The sequence below is a fragment of the Bacillus sp. Medicinal_06 genome (genome assembly GCF_056711665.1).
Window position 1 is genome coordinate 176,907 of sequence record NZ_JBWYHD010000007.1, and the last position, 26,656, is coordinate 203,562.

General features: G+C 37.2%; 25 protein-coding genes, 1 pseudogene and 1 other annotated feature. All 26 genes and pseudogenes read right to left on the reverse strand.

Annotated features, from left to right (window positions below; translation table 11 throughout):
• Positions 1 to 2 precede the first annotated feature (2 nt).
• Positions 3 to 914, reverse strand: coding sequence for a dihydroorotate oxidase B catalytic subunit (gene pyrD, locus AC1M36_RS18370; protein ID WP_336452044.1), 912 nt, complete (start codon positions 912 to 914; stop codon positions 3 to 5).
• Entirely contained in the window at positions 911 to 1,690 is a 780-nt protein-coding gene (pyrK, locus tag AC1M36_RS18375; protein WP_336452045.1) for a dihydroorotate oxidase B electron transfer subunit, read from the reverse strand. Before pyrK ends, pyrD begins: the two co-directional genes overlap by 4 nt.
• Positions 1,687 to 4,905, reverse strand: coding sequence for a carbamoyl-phosphate synthase large subunit (gene carB, locus AC1M36_RS18380; RefSeq protein ID WP_336452046.1), 3,219 nt, complete (start codon positions 4,903 to 4,905; stop codon positions 1,687 to 1,689). The genes pyrK and carB overlap by 4 nt, the downstream gene beginning before the upstream one ends.
• Positions 4,890 to 5,987: a carbamoyl phosphate synthase small subunit gene (locus tag AC1M36_RS18385; RefSeq protein WP_336452047.1), complete on the reverse strand. Its 1,098-nt coding sequence runs from the start codon at positions 5,985 to 5,987 to the stop codon at positions 4,890 to 4,892. The genes carB and AC1M36_RS18385 overlap by 16 nt, the downstream gene beginning before the upstream one ends.
• Entirely contained in the window at positions 5,984 to 7,270 is a 1,287-nt protein-coding gene (gene pyrC / locus AC1M36_RS18390) for a dihydroorotase (protein ID WP_336452048.1), read from the reverse strand. Before pyrC ends, AC1M36_RS18385 begins: the two co-directional genes overlap by 4 nt.
• Entirely contained in the window at positions 7,254 to 8,168 is a 915-nt protein-coding gene (gene pyrB / locus AC1M36_RS18395) for an aspartate carbamoyltransferase (protein ID WP_336452049.1), read from the reverse strand. Before pyrB ends, pyrC begins: the two co-directional genes overlap by 17 nt.
• Before the next feature lie 147 nt (positions 8,169 to 8,315).
• Positions 8,316 to 9,599: a uracil permease gene (gene uraA / locus AC1M36_RS18400; RefSeq protein WP_479846090.1), complete on the reverse strand. Its 1,284-nt coding sequence runs from the start codon at positions 9,597 to 9,599 to the stop codon at positions 8,316 to 8,318.
• A gap of 146 nt (positions 9,600 to 9,745) precedes the next feature.
• The gene (gene pyrR / locus AC1M36_RS18405; protein WP_174103535.1) at positions 9,746 to 10,288 is read right to left on the reverse strand and encodes a bifunctional pyrimidine operon transcriptional regulator/uracil phosphoribosyltransferase; all 543 of its coding nucleotides are present in this window, start codon (positions 10,286 to 10,288) and stop codon (positions 9,746 to 9,748) included.
• 203 nt (positions 10,289 to 10,491) lie between these two features.
• Positions 10,492 to 11,400 carry an RluA family pseudouridine synthase gene (locus AC1M36_RS18410; protein WP_336452051.1) on the reverse strand — a complete coding sequence of 303 codons (909 nt, stop codon included), beginning with the start codon at positions 11,398 to 11,400 and terminating at the stop codon, positions 10,492 to 10,494.
• A 4-nt stretch (positions 11,401 to 11,404) separates the two neighbouring features.
• Positions 11,405 to 11,863: a signal peptidase II gene (gene lspA / locus AC1M36_RS18415; RefSeq protein WP_336452052.1), complete on the reverse strand. Its 459-nt coding sequence runs from the start codon at positions 11,861 to 11,863 to the stop codon at positions 11,405 to 11,407.
• 123 nt (positions 11,864 to 11,986) lie between these two features.
• Positions 11,987 to 12,316 (reverse strand): TraR/DksA C4-type zinc finger protein, encoded by a 330-nt coding sequence (locus tag AC1M36_RS18420; RefSeq protein WP_336452053.1) that lies wholly within the window; start codon positions 12,314 to 12,316, stop codon positions 11,987 to 11,989.
• Positions 12,317 to 12,533: 217 nt separating this feature from the next.
• Entirely contained in the window at positions 12,534 to 15,299 is a 2,766-nt protein-coding gene (gene ileS2 / locus AC1M36_RS18425; RefSeq protein ID WP_336452054.1) for an isoleucine--tRNA ligase, read from the reverse strand.
• A gap of 73 nt (positions 15,300 to 15,372) precedes the next feature.
• Positions 15,373 to 15,597: a binding site (T-box leader), on the reverse strand.
• Positions 15,598 to 15,648: 51 nt separating this feature from the next.
• Positions 15,649 to 16,155 (reverse strand): septum site-determining protein DivIVA, encoded by a 507-nt coding sequence (gene divIVA, locus AC1M36_RS18430; RefSeq protein ID WP_016116021.1) that lies wholly within the window; start codon positions 16,153 to 16,155, stop codon positions 15,649 to 15,651.
• A gap of 91 nt (positions 16,156 to 16,246) precedes the next feature.
• Positions 16,247 to 17,020 carry a YlmH family RNA-binding protein gene (locus AC1M36_RS18435; RefSeq protein WP_336452055.1) on the reverse strand — a complete coding sequence of 258 codons (774 nt, stop codon included), beginning with the start codon at positions 17,018 to 17,020 and terminating at the stop codon, positions 16,247 to 16,249.
• 15 nt (positions 17,021 to 17,035) lie between these two features.
• Positions 17,036 to 17,299 (reverse strand): YggT family protein, encoded by a 264-nt coding sequence (locus tag AC1M36_RS18440; RefSeq protein WP_336452056.1) that lies wholly within the window; start codon positions 17,297 to 17,299, stop codon positions 17,036 to 17,038.
• A 6-nt stretch (positions 17,300 to 17,305) separates the two neighbouring features.
• The gene (locus AC1M36_RS18445) at positions 17,306 to 17,770 is read right to left on the reverse strand and encodes a cell division protein SepF (protein ID WP_003199801.1); all 465 of its coding nucleotides are present in this window, start codon (positions 17,768 to 17,770) and stop codon (positions 17,306 to 17,308) included.
• 19 nt (positions 17,771 to 17,789) lie between these two features.
• Positions 17,790 to 18,464 (reverse strand): YggS family pyridoxal phosphate-dependent enzyme, encoded by a 675-nt coding sequence (locus AC1M36_RS18450; protein ID WP_336452057.1) that lies wholly within the window; start codon positions 18,462 to 18,464, stop codon positions 17,790 to 17,792.
• 6 nt (positions 18,465 to 18,470) lie between these two features.
• On the reverse strand, positions 18,471 to 19,280 hold the full coding sequence (gene pgeF / locus AC1M36_RS18455; protein ID WP_336452058.1) for a peptidoglycan editing factor PgeF: 810 nt from the start codon (positions 19,278 to 19,280) through the stop codon (positions 18,471 to 18,473).
• 116 nt (positions 19,281 to 19,396) lie between these two features.
• Positions 19,397 to 19,675 (reverse strand): YlmC/YmxH family sporulation protein, encoded by a 279-nt coding sequence (locus AC1M36_RS18460; RefSeq protein WP_174103545.1) that lies wholly within the window; start codon positions 19,673 to 19,675, stop codon positions 19,397 to 19,399.
• Positions 19,676 to 19,826: 151 nt separating this feature from the next.
• Positions 19,827 to 20,606 (reverse strand): RNA polymerase sporulation sigma factor SigG, encoded by a 780-nt coding sequence (sigG, locus tag AC1M36_RS18465; protein WP_336452059.1) that lies wholly within the window; start codon positions 20,604 to 20,606, stop codon positions 19,827 to 19,829.
• Positions 20,607 to 20,778: 172 nt separating this feature from the next.
• Positions 20,779 to 21,498 carry an RNA polymerase sporulation sigma factor SigE gene (sigE, locus tag AC1M36_RS18470; protein ID WP_174099297.1) on the reverse strand — a complete coding sequence of 240 codons (720 nt, stop codon included), beginning with the start codon at positions 21,496 to 21,498 and terminating at the stop codon, positions 20,779 to 20,781.
• Positions 21,499 to 21,517: 19 nt separating this feature from the next.
• Complete coding sequence (gene spoIIGA, locus AC1M36_RS18475) at positions 21,518 to 22,435, reverse strand: sigma-E processing peptidase SpoIIGA (RefSeq protein WP_336452060.1); 918 nt, start codon at positions 22,433 to 22,435, stop codon at positions 21,518 to 21,520.
• A gap of 486 nt (positions 22,436 to 22,921) precedes the next feature.
• Positions 22,922 to 24,079, reverse strand: coding sequence for a cell division protein FtsZ (gene ftsZ, locus AC1M36_RS18480; RefSeq protein WP_336452061.1), 1,158 nt, complete (start codon positions 24,077 to 24,079; stop codon positions 22,922 to 22,924).
• Between the two features lie 39 nt (positions 24,080 to 24,118).
• Positions 24,119 to 25,426, reverse strand: a complete 1,308-nt coding sequence (gene ftsA, locus AC1M36_RS18485) for a cell division protein FtsA (protein ID WP_336452062.1) — start codon at positions 25,424 to 25,426, stop codon at positions 24,119 to 24,121.
• A 158-nt stretch (positions 25,427 to 25,584) separates the two neighbouring features.
• A pseudogene (locus tag AC1M36_RS18490) lies at positions 25,585 to 25,701 on the reverse strand (DUF1290 domain-containing protein); the annotation flags it as partial.
• 124 nt (positions 25,702 to 25,825) lie between these two features.
• On the reverse strand, positions 25,826 to 26,596 hold the full coding sequence (locus AC1M36_RS18495; protein WP_336452063.1) for a cell division protein FtsQ/DivIB: 771 nt from the start codon (positions 26,594 to 26,596) through the stop codon (positions 25,826 to 25,828).
• Positions 26,597 to 26,656 lie beyond the last annotated feature (60 nt).

The window sequence follows — 26,656 nt, forward strand, 5'->3', positions numbered from 1 at the left end:
GTTTATTTCCAGCTCCTTCCCCGACATTCCGAAATATGATCAAATCCTAACTCATCTAATAACGCTGGTAATTCTTCAATAATTGTTGGACATACGAACGGATCAACAAAGTTCGCTGTACCAACTGCAACTGCACTTGCACCAGCGTAGAAGAACTCAATTACATCTTCCGCTGATTCAATACCGCCCATTCCGATAATTGGAATGTTAACCGCCTGACTTACTTCATGTACCATACGAATCGCCACTGGCTTAATGGCAGGGCCTGATAATCCGCCTGTACGGTTTGCTAAAATTGGTTTTGCTGTTTTTAAATCTAGACGCATACCAAGCAATGTATTAATCATCGTTAAACCATCAGCACCTGCATTTTCGATCGCCTTTGCAATCTCCACAATGTTTGCCACGTTCGGTGACAATTTCACATATACCGGTACTTCAGAAACCTCTTTTACTCGCTTCGTTAAATCAGCAGCAATTTCTGGGACGGTCCCAAAAGCAATACCACCCGTTTTTACGTTTGGACAAGAAATATTTAATTCTAGCGCATGAACATTTGGTGCTTTCGAAATTTCCTTTGCTACTGCTACATAATCCTCAGCTTGTGAACCAGCAACATTCGCAATAATAGGAAGATCGAATTGCTCTAACCATGGTAATTCGGAAGTCATTACCTTTTCTAACCCAGGATTTTGAAGTCCGATTGCATTTAACATTCCACCTGGTGTTTCTGCAACACGAGGCGTTGGATTTCCATAACGAGGGTGTTCTGTCGTTGCTTTAATCATAATTGATCCAAGCATGCTTAAATCATAAAACTGTGCATACTCACGACCAAATCCGAAGCAACCAGATGCTGGGATGATTGGATTTTTTAATGATAATCCTGGTAATTCAACTTGCAATCTGTTCATAGTACAACCTCCCCGATTGGAAATACTGGCCCGTCGCTACACACCTTTTTGTAAGAATGTCCACTTGGATCTTCTTGCAAGTGGCATACACAGGCGAAACATGCTCCAATACCACAACCCATACGTTCTTCTAATGAAATGTAGGCTTTTTTCTCTTTATAACGACCTTCTAATGCACGTAACATCGCTAAAGGTCCACATGAGTATAAAATGTCAAATTCGATTCCATATGCGTCAATTACATCTGTTACAAATCCCTTTGTACCATGTGTACCATCAACTGTTGCTACATACGTATCGCCAAGTTCTGCAAATTTCTCTTCATAGAAGACAACATCTTTCGTTTGGAAACCTAAGATGTGGATCACACGTACACCTTTTGCAACAAGGCGTTGTGATAGCTCATAAAGAGGTGGGACACCAATTCCGCCTCCTACTAACAGAGCGGTTTGCCCAGCTTCTGCTTCTTCTACAGGAAATCCATGGCCTAACGGTCCTAATACGTCTACAAGTTCACCTTGTTTTCTCTTTGCTAGCGTTTTTGTTCCTTGTCCTTCTGCACGGTATAGCATTGTAAATTCGTTTTTCTCTTGATCAACGTTACAAATGCTAATTGGGCGGCGTAGCAGAGGCGTAATGCCTTCTGCTACTTTAATGTGTACAAATTGCCCTGGTTCGTTCATTTGCTGTACAAGATCACCTTGAAGCACTAATTCGTAAATGTTTTTTGCGATTTCTGTTTGATTAACGACGATCATATTTTGCTTTTGCATCATGCATGTACCACCTCGTGAAGCTTTGTTGGCGCAATTTCTTTCATTGAGTGAGCTGAGAATGTCATGGATTCTAATACTCTTAAAATCGCTCTTGTTGTATCAAGTGATGTTAAGCAAGCTACACCATTTTCTACAGACTCACGACGAATGCGGAAACCATCACGCGCTGGCTGTTTTCCTTTTGTTAATGTATTGATAACAAACTGCGCTTTTCCTTGACGAATGATATCAAGTAAGTTGTAGTCTTCAGAATCAATTTTGTTTACAACTTGCACTGGAATGTTTTGTTCTGTTAATGATTTTGCTGTTCCAGCTGTTGCTAATAAGTTATAGCCAATTTCATGGAAGCGTTTTGCAATTTCCATCGCTTCTTCTTTATCTTTATCCGCTACAGTAATGATTACTGATCCGTGCGTTGGAATGTTAATTCCAGAAGCAACTAGCCCTTTGTATAATGCTTTTTCAAGTGTTAAGTCTTTACCCATTACTTCCCCTGTTGATTTCATTTCAGGTCCTAATGTTGTATCAACTGAGCGTAGTTTCGCAAATGAGAATACCGGAGCTTTCACATACACTTCTTTCTCTTCTGGGTGATAGCCAGTTCTATAGCCTTGTTCTACAAGGTTTTGACCTAAAATAACTTTCGTTGCCACATTCGCCATCGGTACACCTGTAATTTTACTTAAGAATGGTACTGTACGGCTCGCACGTGGGTTTACTTCAATTACATACACTTGATCTTTGAATACTACAAACTGGATATTTAGTAATCCAACAATGTTTAATCCTCTTCCAAGTGCAATTGTATTTTCAATAATTTGTTCTTTTAGTTTTGCAGATAAGCTTTGTGGTGGATATACTCCGATTGAGTCACCAGAGTGAACTCCAGCGCGTTCAATATGTTCCATAATACCTGGAATGAATACATTCTCACCGTCTGAAATTGCGTCTACTTCAATTTCTTTACCAACCATGTAACGGTCAATTAATACTGGGTGATCAGCATGAACTTTTACTGCATTTTTCATGTAGTGCAGTAATTCTTCTTGACGATATACGATTTCCATCGCACGTCCACCAAGTACGTAAGATGGTCTTACTAATACTGGATAACCAATTTCTTCAGCAATTGCTACCGCTTGTTCTACAGTCGTTGCTGTTTTACCAACTGGTTGCGGGATACCAAGCTGCGTTAATGCTGCTTCAAACTTATCACGGTCTTCTGCACGGTCTAGATTTTCAAGTGATGTTCCTAAAATTTTCACACCATGCTCTTCTAATTTCGCCGCTAAGTTAATTGCCGTTTGTCCACCAAACTGAACGATAACACCTTCTGGTTTCTCTAAGTCGATAATGTGCATTACATCTTCAATTGTTAATGGTTCAAAGTATAATTTGTCAGAAATACTGAAGTCTGTTGAAACCGTTTCTGGGTTATTATTAATAATAATCGCTTCATATCCAGCTTCTTTAATTGCCCATACAGAGTGAACTGTTGCATAGTCAAACTCAACACCTTGACCAATGCGGATTGGACCAGACCCTAGTACAACTACACTCTTACGATCTGTCACAATTGACTCATTCTCATCACCGTATGTGCTGTAGTAATAAGGTGTTGCAGATTCGAATTCTGCTGCACAAGTATCTACCATTTTGAACACTGGTGTCAGATTGTTTTCTTTACGCATATCGTAAATTTCACGCTCTTTTTTATTCCAAGCAGCTGCAATGTAGTGATCACTGAAGCCCATTTCTTTTGCAGATTGTAATACTTCCATGTTACCTACATTTTCTTTTACCTTACGTTCCATATTTACAATGTTTTCAACTTTTTGTAAGAAGAAGAAGTCCATTTCACACCATGAATTGATTTCTTCTTTCGTTACACCTTGACGGATTGCTTCTGCTACAATAAACAGGCGCTCATCATCGGCTTTAATAATACGTTTTTTCATTGTTTCTTTATCAAGCTCTTTTAAGTGATCTAACTCTAGGTGGTAAATACCAAGCTCTAAAGAACGAACTGCTTTTAATAATGATTCTTCTAAGTTACGTCCGATTGACATAACTTCACCAGTTGCCTTCATCTGTGTACCAAGCGTTCTGTTCGCTGATTCAAACTTATCAAATGGCCAACGTGGAATTTTTGAAACAACATAGTCTAATGCTGGCTCGAAACATGCATATGTTTTTTGCGTTACTGGGTTTACAATTTCATCTAATGTTAAGCCGACTGCAATTTTCGCTGCTAACTTCGCAATTGGATATCCAGTTGCTTTAGATGCAAGTGCAGATGAACGACTTACACGTGGATTTACTTCGATTACATAGTATTGGAAGCTATATGGATCAAGTGCAAGCTGAACGTTACATCCACCTTCAATCCCTAATGCACGAATGATTCGTAATGAAGTGTTGCGTAACATTTGATACTCACGATCACTTAATGTTTGGCTCGGTGCTACAACAATTGAATCACCTGTGTGAACCCCAACTGGATCGATATTTTCCATGTTACATACTACAATTGCGTTATCATTTGAATCACGCATTACTTCATATTCAATTTCTTTACAACCAGCAATACTTTTCTCTAATAGACATTGTGTTACTGGACTATGTTTTAAACCACTTGTTACGATTTCAATTAACTCTTCTTCATTATGGCAAATTCCGCCGCCCGTTCCTCCTAATGTGAATGCTGGACGAACGATTACTGGGTAACCAATTTCTTTTACAAACCCATATGCTTCATCAAGGTTATGAATAATTTCACTTGGTGGTGTTGGTTCATTTAAATCTTGCATTAATGTACGGAATAAATCACGATCTTCCGCTTGCTCGATTGCTGATAATTTTGTTCCTAATATTTCAACTCCGCACTCGTCAAGTACGCCTGATTTTGCAAGTTCAACAGCCATGTTTAAGCCTGTTTGACCACCTAATGTTGGCAAGATTGCATCTGGACGTTCTTTACGAATAATACGGCTTACGAATTCTAATGTTAATGGCTCAATGTATACTTTATCTGCTGTTGCAGTATCCGTCATAATTGTTGCTGGGTTAGAGTTAACAAGGATTACTTTGTAACCTTCCTCTTTCAGAGATTGACAAGCTTGTGTACCAGAGTAGTCAAACTCCGCTGCTTGCCCAATTACAATTGGTCCTGATCCGATTACTAAAATTGTGTTAATGTCTAGGCGTTTTGGCATAACTCTTCCCCTTCTTTCTTGAAGTTTTCAATCATTGTTAAGAAATCTTCGAATAAATCATTTGCATCTTCTGGTCCTGCTGAAGCTTCTGGATGGTATTGTACTGTAAATGCTGGGAACTTCTTATGACGAAGACCTTCTACTGTTCCATCGTTTAAAGCAACATGCGTAATCTCAAGTTCTGTATTTTTAACTGATTCTTCTTCTACTGCATAACCATGGTTTTGAGATGTAATTGCTACTTTTCCAGTTGCAAGATGTTTTACTGGATGATTTAAACCACGGTGACCAAATTTCAACTTACTTGTATTCGCACCAGATGCTAGCGCGAACAATTGATGTCCTAAGCAAATTCCGAATAAAGGAACTTTACCGATAATGTCTTTTAACATTTCGATTGCTTCTGGTACATCTTTTGGATCTCCAGGTCCATTACTTAACATAATTCCATCTGGGCTAAGGCGTAAAATTTCTTCTGCTGTTGTATTGTAAGGTACAACAATTACATCACAATCGCGTTTATTTAATTCTCGTAAAATACCATGTTTCATTCCGAAGTCAACAAGTACAACACGATGACCACGGCCTGGGCTTGGATATGGATCTTTTGTTGACACGCGTTTTACATGATCTGTAAATACTGTCGCTTTTAATTGGCTCACGATATATTCTACATCCGCGTCCATGTTGCAAAGGCGTCCACGTAATGTACCGTATTGACGAATTTTTCTTGTTAATTTTCTCGTATCAATTCCTGCTAAACCTGGAATGTTTCTTTCTTTTAAATACTCATCTAACGAAATCTCATTTCGGAAGTTAGATGGGTGATCACATATTTCGTTTACGATTAAACCATTTACAGATGGGTGAATTGATTCAAAATCGTCACGGTTAATGCCGTAGTTTCCGATTAATGGATACGTAAATGTTACAATTTGACCGCAATATGATGGATCAGATAATGTTTCTTGATATCCTGTCATTCCTGTTGTAAATACAACCTCACCTGACTTTTCGATTTCACCGCCGAAACCTTTTCCAATTAATACTGTTCCATCTTCTAAGATAAGTTGTCTTTTCATACTAATGCACTCTCCTTTTGCCATGCGATCTTACCGCTAACTAATGTCATAACTGGCCATCCTTGACACTTCCAGCCTGCAAATGGCGTATTCTTTCCTTTTGATAAGAATGTTGTTGGATCAATCTCTTCTTCTTGTTCTAAATCAATAATTGTAATATCAGCCGCTCTTCCTTCTTTCAGGCGACCTGCTTCTAAACCAAATGTATCAGCTGGTTTTTCTGTTAAGAATTGAATTAACTGTTCTAATGTGATAATTCCTTTTTTCACAAGATTTGTATACAGCAGTGGGAATGCTGTTTCAAAACCAGTAATTCCAAATGGTGCTCTTTCAATACCTTGCGCTTTTTCCTCTGTAGCATGTGGTGCATGATCTGTTGCAATGATATCAATTGTTCCATCTAATAATCCTTCAATTAACGCTGCATGGTCTTCTTTTCCACGAAGCGGTGGATTCATTTTAAAGTTTGGATCAACTGATGGGATATCATCTTCACATAGTACTAAGTGGTGCGGTGTTACTTCCGCTGTCACTTTAATTCCAGCACGTTTTGCATCACGAATCACTCGTACAGACCCTTTTGTACTTACGTGACATACGTGATAGTGACAATCCGCTGCTTCTGCAAGTAAGATGTCCCGGGCAATATGTACAGATTCACATACTGATGGGATACCGTTTAATCCATGTTCCTTAGAAAACTTCCCTTCATGTACACAACCTTTATTAATAAGTGTATTTTCTTCACAGTGTGCAACGACTGCCATATTTAATTTCGCTGCACGTTTCATAGCAGCAAGCATCATACTTGCATCTTGTACGCCTACTCCGTCATCAGTGAAAGCAAATGCCCCAAGTTCTTTTAACGTTTCAAAGTCTGTCATTTCAGAACCTGCTTGGCGTACTGTAATTGCTCCGTATGGTAATACATTTACATGTGCTTTTTCTTTAATACGTTTTTGTAAATCTTCCATATGCTCTTTGCAATCTGGGACTGGGCGTGTATTTGGCATTGCACAAATTGTTGTGAATCCACCTTTTGCTGCTGCAAGTGTACCAGTTTCAATTGTTTCTTTATGTTCACCACCCGGTTCGCGAAGATGAACGTGTACATCTACTAGTCCAGGTGCGATTAATTTTCCGTTCACATCGATTACTTCAGCATTATCTGCCGTAATATTTTCTGCTACTTTCGCAATTTTACCGTCTTGTATGAGAAGATCTGTTGCTACAATTTTTCCTTCTTCATTTAGATACCGACCATTTTTAAACAAATAATTCATGTTTCATTCCTCCTAATACATTTGGTAAGGCGCGTTTTAGTACAGCCATTCTTACGTAAACTCCATTTTCCATTTGCTTGAATATGCGTGAACGCTCACACTCAACAAGTTTACTTGCAATTTCAACATCACGGTTTACGGGAGCTGGATGCATAATAATGCTTCCTTCTTTCATACGCTTCTCTCTTTCCACTGTTAATCCGTGTTTCTCATGGTACTCTTTCATAATGTCTGTTTCATAATGATCATGACGCTCATGTTGTACACGAAGTAGCATCATCACATCAACCTCTGGAACAAGTTCATCTAAGTCTTTGTAAGTTCCAAATGTGTTTTCTTCATCTTTCCACTCTTCTGGACTTGCGAAGTAAATTGTCGCACCAAGTTTCGTTAATGCTTCTGCATTAGAACGTGCTACTCGGCTATGGCGAATATCCCCTACTATCGCAATCTTCAAACCTTCAAATCTGCCAAACTCTTGTTTAATTGTTAGAAGATCTAGTAAGCACTGCGTTGGGTGATTTCCGCATCCATCACCAGCATTCAAGATCGGGATATTTACCTGATCTTTTAGCTCATCAAAGTAGCGATCTTGCTCATGGCGGATGACTACCGCTTTTGTTCCGATTGATTCTAGTGTTCTTATCGTGTCGTATAAAGTTTCTCCTTTTTGTACGCTAGATGAATCTGCTGAAAAGTTTAATACATCAAGCCCTAACCTCTTCTCAGCAACTTCGAAGCTAAATCTCGTTCTCGTACTATTTTCAAAGAACAAGTTCGCTACAAATGTTTGCTCTGTTTTTTTTAGTTCTTTTCCATTCGCAAAATCTTCTGCGTCTTTTAGGATTTCTGAAATTTCTTGCTCCGATAATTCACTCATCGTTAACAAATGGTTCATCGTCATCCCTCATCTTTCTAATTTTTATAATAACACTTCTGAATTTATATAACAATAACTGCATAAAAATACCCTAGTCATGTGAGACTAGGGTGCAAGAAAGAAGCCACCCTTTTCGGTCTCACAGGACTGAATTAAAAGGTTGTTTTATGAAGCAATCTGCTTAGATTGTTTTGTTTGTTTTATTTCTGGTAGTAGTAGATTTAACAGTACACCTACAATTGCTGCTAGTGCCATTCCTTCTACTTGGAATGATTCTCCGACATGGAGTACCGCCCCACCAATACCGATTACAAGTATAACCGATGCGATCATTAAATTGCGTTTGTCGCTTAAATCTGTTTTATCATCTACCATCATGCGTAAACCACTTGATGCGATTACACCGAAAAGTAAGATTGATACTCCGCCCATAACTGGTGTTGGAATCGAATGAATCAGTGCTGAAATCTTACCGATAAACCCAAACATAATCGCAAATACTGCTGATCCGATGAATAAGTATACACTGTAAGCTCTCGTAATTGCTAACACGCCGATATTTTCACCGTATGTTGTATTCGGCGGTCCACCTATTACAGATGCGATTAATGTTGCTACCCCATCCCCAAAGATTGAACGATGTAAACCTGGTTTTTTAATTAAATCTCTCTTAATAACATTTCCAAGTACAATTTGATGTCCGATATGTTCTGAGATTGTTACGAGTGCAACTGGTACCATTAAGAGTACAATCTTCCATGAAAACTCTGGAGTATATGTTACAAATGGTACTGTGAAGTCTGGTACATCAAACCATTTTGCCTCAGCTACCGGTTTTAAATCTACAAGCCCTTGGAAGTAAGCAAAGATATATCCCCCGATGATTCCAAGTAAAACTGGTATGATGCTGAAAAACCCTCTTCCGAATATGGAGCAAATGATTGTAATTGCTAATGTTACTAACGCTACTGAGAAATGTGTAAAGCTATACTTTCCACCTGCATCATTCATCGCCATATTAACCGCTGTATGTGCTAGTGCTAATCCGATAACCATTACGACTGGACCCACTACGATTGGTGGAAGTAATTTCATAATCCACTCAGATCCTGATTTCTTAATTCCGATTGAAATTAAGAGATAAACAAGTCCCGCTAGTAACCCACCAAGCATTGCTGCTCCCGGCCCACCAGCTGTTTTTGCTGTAATAATTGGTGCGATAAATGCGAATGATGATCCTAGATATGCTGGCACTTGACCTTTTGTTATAAGAAGGAACGCTAGTGTTCCTAATCCACTTGAAATTAAAGCAACTGATGGATTCAGTCCTGTTAAAAATGGAACAAGCACTGTTGATCCGAACATCGCAAATAAATGTTGTATACTTAAAAATAACCATTTTCCGGGCTTCGGTACTTCATGAATGTCTAACACTGGCTTTTGTTCCATTGTTACATCCTCCTTCAGTTTAAAACTTTGCAATAAAAAAACTCTTTGTGACTGTGCACAAAGAGTCCTATACTTTCGTATGTCAAATTTGACATACGAAAGTCAAGACCCTTTGGCAGCCTCACAGGACTACATTTAAAAGGGTTTTACTTATCGTATATACTTACTCGATCTTGCTGATCTGTCTCTTGCAAATCAACTTCAATACGTTCTTCACTTGATGTTGGAATGTTCTTCCCTACATAATCAGCGCGAATTGGTAATTCACGATGACCTCTGTCTACAAGAACCGCAAGTTGGATTTGTGATGGTCTACCTAAATCCATAAGAGCATCCATTGCCGCTCGAACTGTTCTTCCTGTATATAATACATCATCTACAAGGATTACCTTTTTCTTCGTAATATCTACAGGGATATCCGAACCTTTTACTAACGGTTCTTTATTTTTTGATTGAAGTGTTAAATCATCACGATATAGTGTAATGTCTAATTCCCCTACTTCAATCTCTTTTCCTTCAATTTGACCAATGCGTTCTGCTAAACGCTTTGCAATAAAGATACCACGTGTTTTAATTCCGACAAGAACACAATTATCAACACCTTTATTACGTTCCACAATTTCATGACTAATACGTGTTAAAGCGCGGCGAATCATTTGGTCATCTAAAACGACAGCTTTTTCTTGCATGCTCTACACCTCCAAGCTTTTTTCTTGCGTGAGAGGAATGGTATAAAAAAAGTCCTCTCAGCGTGTGCGAGAGGACTTTTGAAAAAAGGGTACAACATACCCTAAGTATTTCAAACCGTTACCTTCTCAACCTCACGGGGCTGTGTTAAAGGATCATTATTTAACTGTAGTCAGTATCTCAGTTTTCTTATGATTTGTCAATACTATTTCCGTAAAATATTTAGCGTTTCTTCAAATACTTCTGGAATCGGTGCCTCAAACTCAACATATTCACCAGTACGAGGGTGATCAAATCCTAAAATCCCTGCATGAAGCGCCTGTCCATTTATATCTAATGTTTTTTTCGGACCATATTTGGGATCTCCTGCAAGTGGATATCCAATATATTTCATATGAACACGAATTTGATGCGTACGCCCTGTTTCTAAACGACATTCAACAAGTGTAAAGTCCTTGAACCTCTCTAACACTTGGAAGTGTGTAACAGCATGTTTCCCATTTTCATCAACCGTCATACTTTGACGATCCTTTTTATCTCGAGCAATCGGTGCATCAATCGTTCCTTTATCATGTGGAATCATCCCATGAACAATTGCTTTATATCGTCTTGTAACTGTTTTTGCCACAAGCTGATTGACAAGAGATTCATGTGCCATATCATTTTTAGCAACCATTAATAAACCAGAGGTGTCTTTATCAATACGATGCACAATACCAGGGCGCATTACACCGTTAATCCCTGATAAATCAGTACAATGATACATTAGTCCATTTACAAGAGTACCACTTGTATGTCCAGGAGCTGGATGTACAACCATACCGCGTGGTTTATTAACAACTAATACATCTGCATCCTCATAATAAATTTCTAAGTTCATATCTTCTGCACGAATATCTAGTTCTTCTGGTTCTGGGATTGCTACTGCAATTTCATCGTTTTCTTTTACTTTATAATTTCCTTTAATGGTGTTTCCGTTTACAGTTACGACACCATCTTTAATCCATTGCTGCACTTGTGTACGTGACCACTCATTATTGACACTGGCAACAAACTTATCAATCCGTTCATTTTTTTGTTCTTTTGCAACTGTTACTTGTACTACTTCGCTCATTCATTTACTCCTTCATTTTCTTTCCTTCTAATAATGTTTGAATAATAATCAATACAACCCCTATACATAAAGCTGAGTCAGCTATGTTAAATACCGGATAATTGTATGAAAAAATATACACGTGAATGAAATCCACCACTTCTTGTCTAAATACACGATCAATAAAATTGCCAATTGCTCCGCCTAAAATAAGACCTAATGAGACCCCTAAGAGCTTATCTGTTTTTGCATATTTTTTCATATAAAATACGATAAATCCTACAAAAACAACTGTAATAACATAGAAGAACCACATTTGACCTTCTAAAATACCCCAGGCAGCTCCTCTATTCCGATGTGATGTTATGTATAATACATTATCGATAATCGGGATACTTGTACCTAATTCCATGTTCTTTACAATTAACCATTTCGATACCTGATCGACAGTAATGACAAATAAGGCTATTAAATAATATATCATTTTCATTTCCCCCACAAAGACAGTGTACCTCAAAATTTTAGCATAGCTACGGCCTTTTCACAATGAACCTTTACGGAAGAATAAAATAAAACGAAAAAAGGTAATATAATATCGTTGTGCCTATCAAATATTTACTTTATCATACAAAAACTCATGAACTGTACGTGCTGTTGGCATCATTTGCATTTGCTTTACAGGAATATATCTCCCAGTTTCTTCACAAATTCCATACATATCGATTTCCATTTTAAATAATGCTCGTTCCACATCTTTTAAATCTTCTCTTATATCATGTAAAAATAATTTCTTTTTCGCATCTTCCTTCATTTCATACCCTATCTCTTGTCCAAATTCCACATGATACGTGCGCATCGCTTCTTTTGCCAGTCGCTCCTGTAATTCTTTTTTCATCAATTGCAATTCTTCTTTGATTTCCATGTAGATTTCATTCACGTGTACATTCCTCCCGGCTGCAATGTACCGTTAGTGTGTCCGAAATTTTCTCACTTACCGCTCACACATTTTTCCTTCATAGGAAAGTGCTTAAAATCCAATAGAAACCTTTAACAATCAAATTCTCGATACATCTACCGCATGCCAAGAAAAATCTTTACTGAATACAAAAAAACTGACTGCAGTAATTAGCAGTCAGTTTTTTACTATCACATCATTATTTCACATAATTTTCTTTTACAACTGTCGCACAACGCTCACATAATGTTTCATGTTCAGCGTCTTTACCAATTGTTTCAGAAACAACCCAGCAACGTTCACATGTTTCACCAGTTGCCTGCGCTACAACAACAGCTGTATGCTCATATTTCGGAGCATCTGCTGGGGCCTCTTCCATTGTGCCACCAAGTTTGTACTCAGAAACAATAAACAATTGTTTTAAATCTTCGCTGATAGACTCTAACATTTGTTTCATTTCTGCAGTTGGATAAAGTGTAATACTTGCATTCAATGACTTACCAATTACTTTTTCATTACGAGCAACTTCTAACGCTTTTAATACGTCGTCGCGAAGTGTCATAAATGCATCCCATTTTGTTTTTAACGCTTCAGCACCTTCTACTTCCACTGCTTCTGGCATATCAGTTAGCTGAACACTTTCTTCTACAACACCAGGAATATATGGCCATACTTCATCCGCTGTATGAGGTAAAATTGGTGTTACAAGCTTTGTTAATGCAACAAGAACATCATAAAGTACTGTTTGAATTGCACGGCGGTCCGAATGATTCGCAGCTTCAATATATAAAATGTCTTTTGCAAAATCTAAATAGAATGAACTTAAATCAATTGTACAGAAATTATGAATTGCATGATACACGGCCGCAAAATCATATGTTTCATATGCTTCTTTTACTTTTGTAATTAAGTCATTTAATTTCACTAGCATATATCGATCTACTTCACGTAGTTCAGTTTTTGCTACTGCATCTTGACCTGGATTAAAGTCAGATAAGTTTCCTAATAAGAAACGGAATGTGTTACGGATTTTACGATATACTTCTGCAACTTGTTTTAAAATATCATCTGAAATACGTACATCAGATTGATAGTCAACAGAAGATACCCATAGTCGTAAAATATCTCCGCCTAATTGATCCATGATTTTCTTCGGTACTACAATGTTTCCGATAGATTTACTCATTTTACGGCCTTCACCGTCTAGTACGAACCCATGACTTAGAACACCTTTATACGGCGCTTTACCAGTTACTGCAACTGCTGTTGATAATGAAGAGTTAAACCAACCACGGTATTGGTCAGATCCTTCTAAGTATAAATCAGCAGGACGCTGCAAGTCCTCACGCTCTTCTAGAACAGCTTGGTGAGAAGAACCTGAATCAAACCATACGTCCATAATGTCTGTTTCTTTACGGAATTCACCATTTGGACTAGATGGATGTGTAAATCCTTCTGGTAATAACTCTTTCGCTTCACGCTCGAACCATACGTTAGAACCATTCTCACGGAATAGGTCCGCTACATGATTGATTGTTTCATCTGTAATGATTGGATCACCATTCTCTGCATAGAAGACAGGAATTGGTACACCCCACGCACGCTGACGAGAAATACACCAGTCACCACGGTCACGAACCATATTATGAAGGCGAGTTTCACCCCATGCTGGTACCCACTTCGTTTCTTCAACAGCTTGTAATAATTCACTGCGGAATGCTTCAATCGATGCAAACCATTGCGCTGTCGCACGGAAGATAATTGGTTTTTTCGTTCTCCAGTCATGCGGATAAGAATGCGTAATAAATGTTAATTTTAATAACGCACCAACTTCTTCTAGTTTTTCCGTAATTGGTTTATTTGCTTTATCATAGAATAAACCTTCAAATCCAGGTGCTTCACTTGTTAATACACCTTTATCATCAACCGGACAAAGAACTTCTAATCCATATTGTTTACCAACAAGGAAATCGTCTTCCCCGTGTCCAGGTGCTGTATGTACACAACCTGTACCAGCATCTGTTGTAACATGCTCTCCAAGCATAACTAAAGAATCACGATCATAGAATGGGTGCTTCGCAACTGTATACTCAAGTTCGCTACCTTTAACTGTTTTCACAACCTCAGTATTTTCCCACTCTAATGTTTTCGCAACTGTATCAAATAGTTCAGAAGCGATGATATATTTTTCATCATTTACTTTCACAATGCTATATTCAAGTTCTGGGTGAACAGAAATACCTAGGTTTGCTGGTAGTGTCCAAGGTGTTGTTGTCCAAATAATAAATTTCTCGTCACCTTCTAATACATTTTTCCCGTCTTTTACAGGGAATGCTACGTAAATAGATGCTGACTTCTTATCTTTATATTCAATTTCAGCTTCAGCTAAAGCAGATTCACTTGTTGGAGACCAATAAACTGGCTTCTGTCCTTTATAGATATAACCTTTCTTCGCCATTTCTCCAAACACTTTAATTTGCTGCGCTTCATATGCTGGCTCTAACGTAATATATGGACGATCCCAATCAGCACGCACACCTAGACGTTTAAACTGCTCACGTTGGCGATTTACTTGTTCATATGCATACTCTGCACATAATTTACGGAATTCTGCAACCGTCATTTCTTTACGCTTTACGCCTTTATTTGTTAAAGCTTGTTCAATTGGTAGACCATGTGTATCCCAGCCTGGCACATATGGTGCACAGTATCCAGTCATCGATTTGTAACGAACAATAAAATCTTTTAATACTTTATTTAACGCATGTCCCATATGAATGTCACCATTCGCATATGGAGGACCATCATGCAGCACAAATAAAGGACGACCTTTTGTATGTTCTTGTACTTTTTCGTAAATATTCATCTCAGCCCATTTTTCTTGCATTGCAGGCTCACGTTTTGGTAAATTCCCACGCATTGGGAATTCTGTTTTCGGCATTAGTAATGTATTTTTGTACTCCATGCTTATTTCCTCCTCGAATGTATAAAAGAAAGACCCTAAAAAATGGAATAAAAAAGAGACCTTCTCATCCCCAAAAAGGGACGAGAAGGTCTCCCGCGGTACCACCCTAGTAGACCATGCATGTATGCATTAGTCCTCTTTATATTCTTAACGCGAATATACGCCTACGCTTACTTTTTTGGTTCAGCGTGGAACTCCAGGGTGATATTCCCATTTATCTCCTTATCCTGAGCTTACACCATCCTCAGTTCGCTATATAAGGTGTGAAAAAGGTACTTATCCCTATCTTCGTTTTTCTTAATAAATATGTTGTTTAAAATTATATGTAATAATGAGAAAAACGTCAAGCTTACACTGTTTCTTCTTTCTTTAACAGCTCGTCCACTTCTTCTTCTAACTCAATTAATTTGTCCCAATCATCATTGTTCAACATTTCAAGCTGTGCTTCTAATAGCATACGGAAACGCGTGCGGAATACTTTCGCTTGTTTCTTTAGCTCTTCAATATCAAATGCAACTTTTCTTGATTTTACTAAAGCTTCATTAATGATACGATCTGCATTTTTTTCTGCTTCACGAACAATTAATTTTGCTTCTTTTTGTGCATTACGCTTTACTTCTTCCGCTGCTTCTTGTGCAACAACGATAGATTTATTTAACGTGTCTTCAATGTTAGAGAAATGATCTAATTTCCCTTCTAGCTGAGCAACTTTTTCTTCTAATGCTTTCTTCTCACGAATGACCAATTCATAATCCTTGATAATTTGATCAAGAAACTCATTTACTTGATCCTCATCATAGCCACGGAATCCGCGACCAAATTCTTTGTTATGAATATCTAATGGTGTTAACGGCACAAACGCCACCTCCAAGTAGTTATCTAAATTTTCCTCTTTTAATTATATCTTTTCTTCGACAAAACAAGAGATTTTCCTTCTAAAAAACCAATCATTTTAGTATACCATACAAAACTCTCCATTTGTCGCGCTTCGTTTTTCCTTCTATAGAAAATAATTTACTTCGGCCATGTCCCCTAACTGAAAACACATCACCTGGAAAACACTCGTATGCAGTTTGCTCAACCGTTTTCCAATTCACTTTCACAAGACCGTTTTTTATAAACGGCTGTACTTTCTGCCGTGATACATGGAGCATTTCAGCTAGCAGGACATCTAATCGAAGTGATGAAACAGTTCCAGACTGTTCTCTCCATTCTTCTTGCAATCGTAATACTCGATCTGCTTGTACAGAGGAGAGTGAGACCTTCATTTTCCCTATCGATTGTAAATTCATTTCAATGTACGAAACAATTTCTTTTGCAACTATAATTTGGGCGCGATTTTCTTGAAGCAAAATATCACCGCATTTTTCTCTCGTTAGACCAAGAGACATAAATGCACCTAATATTTGCCTATGTTCAAGCGTATAAAACTTGGAAGGATAGTCAATTTCTAATACTTCAACTTGAAAATCTTCTTCTTTTAAATCGAGATAACTCGGGTAAATAAGAGCTCTTTTTCTTTCCGCTTTTGGCGTAGCACCATAAAGTCGTAAAGTCGCATCTCCTTGATTGCCAATTATCGTAGCAACAATTTGTTGCTGGCGCGGATCAAGAAAATCCGTTAATTTCACTTGATGATATTCTTCAGCCATCTGTTTCCATTCTAACGCTTTATCAACAAAGACCGCTTCTTCAGGTCTAAAATGCTCATAGATGTTCATTCATTTAACCTCTTATTACAGGAAATAATTAAACAAACTTACTAAACCACTACTAGCCAATCTCAACGCAATAATTGCAACAATTGGAGAAATATCAATCATTCCAAAAGGCGGGATGAATCTCCGAAACGGCTCTAAATACGGTTCACAAATACGCGATAGAAAATCACCAAATGTTGATTCTCTTGCCCCTGGAAACCACGATAGGAGAATATAGATAATAAGCGCCCAGGAATAAATCTGGATGATCCAAAGCAATGCTTCTAAAATAATCGTCATGGCGTATTACCACCTCTTTATATTTGTCTCTTCCTCTTCACCGAACAACTCAGAAATGGCCCCAACAATATCTACAGTCTCAGGTGTACAAATAAATGTTTTCGGTCCTAGTTTTTGAATATCCCCGCCTATAGCGTATACAGTACCACTTAAAAAGTCAACGATACGCACAGCTTGATCTGTTGACATTCTTTGCAAATTAATGACAACCGCTCTTCTTCCCTTTAAATGATCCGCAATCCCTTGTGCTTCCGAATATGTACGCGGTTCTAACAAAACAACTTTAGAAGACTGTTTTGCTGTTTCAATACTTACAATATTTTGTTTCGGCTGTGCTTTCGTAAGTGGAATATCCTGCTGCTCTGGGGGATCTTGTTGTTTTTTCATTTCAGCTTGCTCCTTTTCCTTTTCGTAAGCTTCTCGCTCTTCAGGTGTGTCAAAAAAGAAGTATTTTACTTTTGACCAACTCATAATAACATTCTCCTTCCTTTTACGCTTTTCCTACTAAAATCGTTCCCAAACGAATATATGTAGCACCTTCTTCAATTGCAATTGTATAATCATTTGACATTCCCATCGATAGTTCTTTACACGGAGCGTATGGTAACCCTAGTTCTTGCACTTGTTTTTGCAAACCACGCAATGCCTTAAAACAATGACGAATCTCTGCTTCTTCCCCAGTAAATGGTGCCATTGTCATTAATCCAACAACTTCAATTTTATCAAATTCTTGCAGAGCACGAATAAATGTAATTGTTTCTTCAACTGCTATCCCTTGCTTTGATTCTTCAGATGATGTTTTTACTTGAACAAAACATCGAACCTGCTTTGTAGCACGTTTTTGAATTTCTTTTGCAAGTGAAATGCGATCTAATGAATGCAAATAATCAATCTCATTAATAATTTCTTTTACTTTTCTCGTTTGTAATGAACCGATGAAATGCCAATTTACTTTTGAACCAAAATGCTCATACTTCTGTAAAAAACCTTCATTACGATTCTCACCTAAATCAGTAATTCCAGCTTCTATTACTTCATTTGTTTTTTCAATTCCTACTGTTTTTGTTACTGCAACGAGCTTAATCTCTTCTACCAAGCGCTCTGCTCGTTCACACGCTTTTTTGATTTCCTCATTTACAAATGCTAAATTCTCTTGCACTACCACTTGTTTTCAATCCTCCTTAAAGCCTATGAAACTCAACATTCTTCCTGTTTTTCCTCGATCACGACGATGTGAGAAAAACAATTGTTCTTCACAGCTTGTACAAAGAGACGACATCACAATATGCTCATCTTTTATGCCCGCCTGTAAGCATAATATACGATTGATTTCTTTTAAATCAATTGCATATTGTCCGTCTGAAATCACGTTATATGGAACAGGTCCGTTTACCGCTTGTTTTGCTGCTGATAATACACGATCATCAACTACATAACAGCAGGACCCAATGGCTGGTCCAATTGCAACATAAATCTCATGAGCTGGCACTCCTTCTGCACTCCACTTTTGAATCATTTCTTTTGCAATTTCTTTTACAGTTCCTTTCCATCCAGCATGTGCAAGTCCTATCATACCATGCGATGGTGCATAGAAATAGAGTGGAACACAATCGGCATAGCAAGATGTTAAACATACATCTCTATCAGTCGTATAAATACCATCTGTATTTGGAATACCATCTTCATATAAGTAGATTCCTCGCCCTTTTTCCCCTTGTCCTACTTTTTCAACGTGACGATCATGAACTTGCTCTGAACAAATCCAATTTTCTAATGGTTTTTGTAGCTTGTCCGCTAAAATACGTCTATTTTCATGAACATTCTCCATCGTATCATTCACATGTAATCCTAAATTCATCGCCTGGAAGGAGCCTGTACTTACTCCACCATCTTTCGTCGTAAATCCTGCAGTAATATTTCCAAGTTCTTTCCACGCTTGTAAATATAATATACCGTCCTCATATATAAATGGTTCTCTCATAAAGCGGCTCCTTTTAATAAAATAACATAAAAAAGCATGGTACTTCCTGTCTATTTTACCATACTTTTATTTTTCCATAATGACAACATAAAAAAAAGAGGAATTTGTAATATTCTTTAAGAAATTGTCGGTGTTTGTATTGATTCTGTTACAGAATTGACATGATCAGCTCTTACTAATATGACATCCTCTCCAATTTTTACAATTTGCTTCCATGGAATAACAAACTCCGCCTCTTTCCCAAATATACCTAGCATTCGTGCCTGTTTTGAAATAATAACAGCTTGAATCTTCCCAGTGTTCATATCAATATCTATATCGCTAATGTTTCCAAGCTTTTTTCCATCAGAGACATTTACAACATCCTTAATTTGAAACTCTGAAATCCGCATCATTGTCATTCTCCCCTTCTATGTCACTATTTGTAGTTGATAAGTCTTCTCCTTCAATTTTACTTTATTGTTATTATATGAACACGTAATCTTTCCTATGAACAGAATCTCGAGGCGCGCAACATAAAAAAGTCTCATCTTAACCGATGAGACCTTATCCTTGAATTGTCTTATTCATTTGTTTAATTGCTGATTTTTCAAGGCGTGATACTTGTGCTTGAGAAATTCCAATTTCTTCGGCAACTTCCATTTGTGTTTTCCCTTGAAAAAAACGTTTTCGAATAATCATTTTTTCACGATCATTTAATCGTTTCATTCCTTCTTTCAATGCCAATTCTTCGACCCATTGCTCGTCCCTTTGTTTATCATCACTTAGTTGATCCATTACAAATATAGGGTCGCCCCCATCATTATAGATTGGTTCAAATAATGATACTGGATCTTGAATGGCATCAAGTGCAAAAACGATTTCTTCATGTGTCACTTCAAGCACTTTTGCAATATCCATTGCCGTTGGCTCTTTTGAATTTTCAGCAATTAACTTTTCTCTTACCTGTAATGCTTTATACGCGATATCTCGCAGTGAACGAGAGACGCGAATTGGATTGTTATCACGTAAATATCTACGGATTTCCCCAATAATCATTGGCACAGCATATGTTGAAAATTTAACATTTTGGCTTAAGTCAAAGTTATCAATGGATTTCATAAGTCCAATGCAGCCGACTTGAAATAAATCATCAACAAATTCTCCTCTGTTGTTAAATCGCTGAATGACGCTCAGTACAAGGCGTAAGTTTCCATTTACTAATTTTTCTCTTGCGCTAGTCTCTCCACTTTGCATTTCTCGAAATAATTTACGCATCTCTTCATTTTTTAGTACTGGAAGTTTAGCTGTATCAACACCACAAATCTCTACTTTGTTTCTCGTCAAAGTGTTCCCTCCTATCGGGAGTTGCTGTACAGTGTAAAGTATCTCCTTTGGAGGGAATTTTATGCATATCGTTTTTTTCTCTCAACTTTAAAGAAAAATACTAGAAAACCAATCGGAATACCGATTGGTTTTCTATACTTCCCTTAATACTATTAGCTTGTAAAGGGATTCTTTATACCATTTTATTAAATTCTTTTCGAAGCCTTTTTATAATTCTCTTTTCAAGTCGAGAAATATAAGATTGTGAAATTCCCAGCATATCTGCCACGTCTTTTTGTGTTTTTTCTTCTCCCCCTGCAAGACCAAAACGAAGCTCCATAATCTGCTTTTCACGATCATTTAATTGATGTAGTGCTTTCATAAGAAGATGCCTATCTACGGTAGCCTCTAAATCTTTTGTAATAATATCATCATCGGTTCCAAGAACATCTGACAATAATAACTCATTTCCATCCCAATCTATATTTAAGGGTTCATCGAATGATACTTCAGAGCGGTTTTTATTATTTCTACGTAAGTGCATTAAAATTTCATTTTCTATACAACGTGATGCATACGTTGCTAACTTTATTTTCTTTTCGGGATTAAATGTGTTCACAGCTTTAATAAGCCCAATTGTTCCTATACTAATTAAATCCTCAATATTAATTCCTGTATTTTCAAATTTACGGGCTATATACACAACAAGCCGTAAATTACGTTCAATGAGTAATGACCGTGCCGCTTGATCACCTTTTGGCAATTTATTAAGGAGTACTTCTTCTTCCTCTTTTGTTAAAGGCGGCGGCAATGCCTCACTTCCACCGATGTAGTAAATTTCATCGGTCTTAATCCCGAGTTTCAACAATACTTTATACCAAAGATATATGAAATAAAATTTTATTTTCGCCATATTCTCCCACCTTTCATAATTAAGCAATTGTCACTTTTGGTGATATCAACATTTTCGGATGTATAATACATTGATACTCTCCATTTGTAGACAATTGCTGCGTATTTAAACCAATTAATACTTTGTTTACAATCATATCGCTTCCTTCATGATGAATTTGAACAACATCTGGTTTAATTGCCCATAAAAACTGATGATCCACTCCTACAGCCCGGAAAGGAATGAAACGTAGCCTCGTTGCCCAACCTGAATCATTTTCTGGTATTTGTGGAATCTCTGTTTTGGAATAGATCTGTTCTGTCAACCATGTTGGTAAACAATCTTCTAATGATGATACATGCATAATCATAACGGGAGTCTTCGTTAAAGGGTCATAAAGCTGATTTCCACTATCAATTAATCCATCTAGTTTCATTTCATTTTCGGCAAGTCTAATATTCACTTGTACAATTTGGTCATAATGAATTTTAGTCACTTCTACATTTTCAATACGTTTTTTTGAAAAGTAATAAATAATTGGAAATCCCAAAATAACAAATATCCAACTTACTGGATCACCATAAGAAATTGCTTTCGCCTGAACTAATCCATCGACCATTTCGTTCGTTTTTAGGAAAAAATGAGTTCCAATTAATCCTCCTCCTACCATAAATGTTACAAAATAAAAGGTAAAAACAGTTTGTGTATAATTTCTAAAAGTAGAAAAACCAAATGCTGTATACACAATAAGTAACGAGTACAATAGTTTCATAATTGGGTGTGTCATCATAGAAGCAAAAGGAGTAAAGGCAAAAATAACAATTGTAGAACCAATAAAAGCTCCTAGCACAAGCCTCCATCTTTTGATCTTCTTTTTCAACACAGTTGCTGTTAATAAAAGTAAAAGAAAATCAATGCAGGCGTTTAACAACCAAACAGCGTCGGCGTAAACAACCAAACCATTCACCTCTTTTTTTGAGTTGAGACTAGTATAAAGCATATCCAATAGGAAAGTGTGTCAATTTATGGAGGGGTTTTTTTGTTATTTTGTGGTTTCCAGACATAATCTGTCGTGAGGCATATATTGCAAGCCTGCAAATAATAAACTTTTTCTGTAATCTTCATCTAGCTTTCTTGCTTTCTATATTTTAGAGGATAATCTTACTATATAAATACAAATAAAAAAAACATATAAAACCTTTCTTTTTAGATGAGAGAGAGCATCCAACTATGGATAGAAGCGATCAGGGTATTTTTTAGCCCCATGCCATGTGAAAACAGAATGAGTGAATGGAGATCTCCCGTTGCTTTCATAGCCGGGACTTATGTATTGGAAAAATCAAAATGAATTTATATATTTACAAATAGCACGATAAAAGCTTTCATCTGAAAACATTTAAGGTTATGTAATAAAAAAGAAAGGAGCCATTGGCTCCTTTCTTTCTTATCGTCTACGACGGTTACGTAAAAATGCTGGAATATCAATATCATCTGAATCTGTATTACGTTCATGCACAACAGGCTCTTCACGTTTCACTTCGCGTTTTACTTCACGTTGTTTTGATGGTTGAGCTGCTGGTTGTTGCTGTTGCGCGTGATTTGTAGTTGCTGTAGGACGTACAAATGGTTTTGGCGGCTGAACTGTAACACTATCATCAAAACCAGTTGCAATTACAGTAACAACAATTTCATCTTTTAAACTCTCATTAATTACAGAACCGAAAATCATATTTACTTCTGGATCTGAAGCTGAAGCAACGATATCTGCCGCTTCTTGCACTTCATATAGGCTTAAATTTGTGCCCCCAGTAATATTCATAAGAACACCTTGTGCACCATCGATAGATGTTTCTAATAATGGACTAGAAATCGCGCGTTTTGCTGCTTCTGCCGCACGGTTTTCACCAGTTCCAACACCAATACCCATTAACGCAGAACCTTTGTTAGACATAATTGTTTTTACGTCTGCAAAGTCTAAGTTAATAAGACCAGGTGTAGCAATTAAATCTGAAATACCTTGTACACCTTGTCGTAATACGTTATCCGCTTCACGGAACGCTTCAAGCATTGGTGTATTTTTATCTACAATTTCTAAAATACGATCATTCGGTATAACAATGATTGTATCTACATTATCTTTAAATGCTGCAATCCCAGATATAGCCTGAGTTGCACGTTTGCGACCTTCAAATGTAAATGGGCGTGTTACAACACCAACTGTTAACGCGCCTAGTTCCTTTGCGATTTGTGCGATAACTGGTGCTGCACCCGTACCAGTTCCACCGCCCATACCAGCTGTTACAAAGACCATATCTGCACCGCGAAGCGCTTCCTGGATTTGTTCTTTACTTTCTTCAGCGGCTTTTTTTCCTACTTCAGGGTTTGCGCCGGCACCAAGTCCACGCGTTAATTTCCCGCCAATTTGCATTTTTGTTTCAGCTTTTGATAAATTTAATGCTTGTGCATCAGTGTTCACGGCGATGAAATCTACACCTTGTACACCGTGCTCAATCATACGGTTTACAGCATTATTTCCGCCACCACCGACACCGATAACTTTTATGCTCGCTAATTGATCTTGAGTAGTATCAAACTCTAACATGTCGAAATCCCCCTAGAACCTCATTTTTCGTGTGCAATTTTAATCCCATAAATAGCGGAATACACGTTTCACTTTTGACATCATACGCTCATTGTCTTCATTATTTTTACTCTGCTTGCGAGTTGTTTGCTTTGCAGGTTGTTGCTGTACCGGCATTGGCATTGGTGCTGGTACTGGCTCAAAATGTTCTTCCTTTTCCTGAACATTTTTCCCACGCAATTTCGCTTTTTGATAAGAATGTTTAATTAATCCAACCCCAATTGTATACTGAGGTTCACGAACACCAATATAATCTGGAGTTGCTATACGAATATTTTCATGTAAAATATCATATGCAAGATCAAGAACACCCGGCATAGAAGCAATACCTCCAGTAAGTACATAACCAGACGCTACTTGTTTTACTCCTAGCTTCCGGACCTCTTCCTGAACAAACATCAAGATTTCCTCTACACGTGCCTCAATAATATCAGACAACTCTAGTTGTGAATATTGTTCTGTTTGATCGCTTCCCATAATAGGAACCGTAAATACCTCTTCTTCAGATGCCGTATCATAAAAAGCATGTCCATATTTCAACTTAATTTGATCCGCATTTTCAGTTGAAGTTTTAAGTCCTATAGCAATATCCTTCGTTATATGATCTCCACCTAAAGGCAATACACTTGTTGCTTGTAACTCTCCATCTTGAAAAATTGATAGAGTTGTAGATCCCCCGCCAATATCTACAAGAGCTACACCTCTATTTTTCTCATCAGAAGATAAAGCAACCGTCGCAGCTGCTAAAGGTTGAAGACAAATATCAACAATTTCAAGGCCCGCTTTTTCTACACAACGTAGTAAATTATGTAGTAACGTTCTTGAGCCTGTAATTAATGTGCCTTCCATTTCTAATCTTACACCGATCATCCCGCGTGGATCGTTAATCTCATCAAGACCGTCTACAATGAACTGTCGAGGCACCACATCAATAAATTCACGTTCAGGAGCAATTGATACAACTTGTGCTGCATCCAGAACGCGTAAGACATCTTCATTTCCAATTTCACGATCTTCATTTGAAACAGCGACAACTCCGTGACAAGGAAGAAGCTGTACCTGATTGGCATTTACTCCTACAACAACTTGTTCAATGTGAATTCCTACCATACGCTCAGCTTGTTCAATTGCTTTTTTAATTGATCGAACAGTTTCGTCTATGTCAACTATGGAGCCCTTTTTCAAACCATTTGATTTTACGTTTCCAACACCAATAATGTTTAAGCCGTCATTAACCATTTCACCAATGATGACTTTAACATTGGATGTACCGATGTCAAGACTAACATATATTTCATTGCTGTTCATTCTTTGGCACCTCCTTCTTTATTTATACCATACAAGTCAATATATGGAACAACAATCGCAGCTTTACTATTTATAAGAAAAATATTCAACGTCTTTATGCGTTTCCCTTTTTTAACCCTGTATTTTTCTTATTTTTATTTAACATTCACTTATTGATGTTACAGTAACCTATAAATGACTGCTTTATTTTGAAATAACTCGATTTCAAATGCAAAGATTACCGCCAAATATAAGTCTACACTAAGATGTACTCGTAGAAAAGCTAAACTTGTACCAATCCTAATATGAATCAAAGAAAATCTAGCTATTTTCACCCAATTGATTCTAATTGTAATGAAATTTACACATAGAAGAACAAACTTGTCATTATTGTATTTAAAAAGAAATAAAACTACTACTCTACTTCTTTTTTTCTTCCTCATCTAAATATTTAAAGTATGCGCCCACTTCTAAATCAATTAAAACTTTTCTACCTGATTCTATATTTTTTATAATCAATGGATATGCTTCCATACGCTTTGCAAAATCTTGTATCGTTGCACTCACTTCATAGCCTTCATTCATATATAAAGTAAGATGATCTTCATTTGCATTCGTTGGAGCATAATGAATTTCAGAAATAGACCTGAGGATAGTTGGAGTTAATTTTTCTAGTTCTTCAATTAACTCTTTCATTTTCTTTTCTTTAAACGGCTCAAAAATCGGAGCTGCAACAGGTAACTTCCCGTTCGGTAGTATCTCAAGCGTTTTGCCATTCTCTAAAAGCGGTTGTAATTTCCCGCCTTTATTTATATACCCTATCGTTACATACTCTTCAATATGAATGTCAATTTTATTTGGAAAACGCTTTTTGACATTCACTTTTTTAATTTCATTTCGTTTTGTTAAATTCTTTTCCGCCTTATGTGCTGTCACTCGAAAATAGCTCGTTTCATATGTAATTCCAGATTCCTTCATGACTTGTGCATCTGTCATATAATGATTTCCTAAAACACTTATCTTTTTTATATTACTAAGTGGAGATCGAAAGTAAATTAAAAAAAGTACTAGTAAAAACAAAATTGATACATATAAAATTAATCTCTGATTGACAGGCTTTTTATTCTTTTTCTTTTGATTCTTTAGTTTTGGTACACGATCTTGTAGTTTAATCACTTTACTATTTTTCATGTACGATCCCCCTATGTAACATAAAGAACGGCATGTAATGCATGCCGTTCTTATCTTCTT

Bases quoted from the DNA above. Each gene is read 5' to 3' on its own strand.
- pyrR (WP_174103535.1), bottom strand. From the start codon at position 10,288: ATGCAAGAAAAAGCTGTCGTTTTAGATGACCAAATGATTCGCCGCGCT.
- pyrK (WP_336452045.1), bottom strand. From the start codon at position 1,690: ATGATGCAAAAGCAAAATATGATCGTCGTTAATCAAACAGAAATCGCA.
- pyrB (WP_336452049.1), bottom strand. From the start codon at position 8,168: ATGAACCATTTGTTAACGATGAGTGAATTATCGGAGCAAGAAATTTCA.
- AC1M36_RS18445 (WP_003199801.1), bottom strand. From the start codon at position 17,770: ATGAGTTGGTCAAAAGTAAAATACTTCTTTTTTGACACACCTGAAGAG.
- AC1M36_RS18410 (WP_336452051.1), bottom strand. From the start codon at position 11,400: ATGAGCGAAGTAGTACAAGTAACAGTTGCAAAAGAACAAAAAAATGAA.
- pyrC (WP_336452048.1), bottom strand. From the start codon at position 7,270: ATGAATTATTTGTTTAAAAATGGTCGGTATCTAAATGAAGAAGGAAAA.
- carB (WP_336452046.1), bottom strand. From the start codon at position 4,905: ATGCCAAAACGCCTAGACATTAACACAATTTTAGTAATCGGATCAGGA.
- ftsZ (WP_336452061.1), bottom strand. From the start codon at position 24,079: ATGTTAGAGTTTGATACTACTCAAGATCAATTAGCGAGCATAAAAGTT.
- sigE (WP_174099297.1), bottom strand. From the start codon at position 21,498: ATGGCGAAAATAAAATTTTATTTCATATATCTTTGGTATAAAGTATTG.
- pgeF (WP_336452058.1), bottom strand. From the start codon at position 19,280: ATGAGAGAACCATTTATATATGAGGACGGTATATTATATTTACAAGCG.
- uraA (WP_479846090.1), bottom strand. From the start codon at position 9,599: ATGGAACAAAAGCCAGTGTTAGACATTCATGAAGTACCGAAGCCCGGA.
- ileS2 (WP_336452054.1), bottom strand. From the start codon at position 15,299: ATGGAGTACAAAAATACATTACTAATGCCGAAAACAGAATTCCCAATG.
- AC1M36_RS18440 (WP_336452056.1), bottom strand. From the start codon at position 17,299: ATGACGATTATTTTAGAAGCATTGCTTTGGATCATCCAGATTTATTCC.
- AC1M36_RS18385 (WP_336452047.1), bottom strand. From the start codon at position 5,987: ATGAAAAGACAACTTATCTTAGAAGATGGAACAGTATTAATTGGAAAA.
- AC1M36_RS18435 (WP_336452055.1), bottom strand. From the start codon at position 17,020: ATGAACATCTATGAGCATTTTAGACCTGAAGAAGCGGTCTTTGTTGAT.
- pyrD (WP_336452044.1), bottom strand. From the start codon at position 914: ATGAACAGATTGCAAGTTGAATTACCAGGATTATCATTAAAAAATCCA.
- AC1M36_RS18495 (WP_336452063.1), bottom strand. From the start codon at position 26,596: ATGAAAAATAGTAAAGTGATTAAACTACAAGATCGTGTACCAAAACTA.
- AC1M36_RS18460 (WP_174103545.1), bottom strand. From the start codon at position 19,675: ATGATGCGGATTTCAGAGTTTCAAATTAAGGATGTTGTAAATGTCTCT.
- ftsA (WP_336452062.1), bottom strand. From the start codon at position 25,426: ATGAACAGCAATGAAATATATGTTAGTCTTGACATCGGTACATCCAAT.
- lspA (WP_336452052.1), bottom strand. From the start codon at position 11,863: ATGATATATTATTTAATAGCCTTATTTGTCATTACTGTCGATCAGGTA.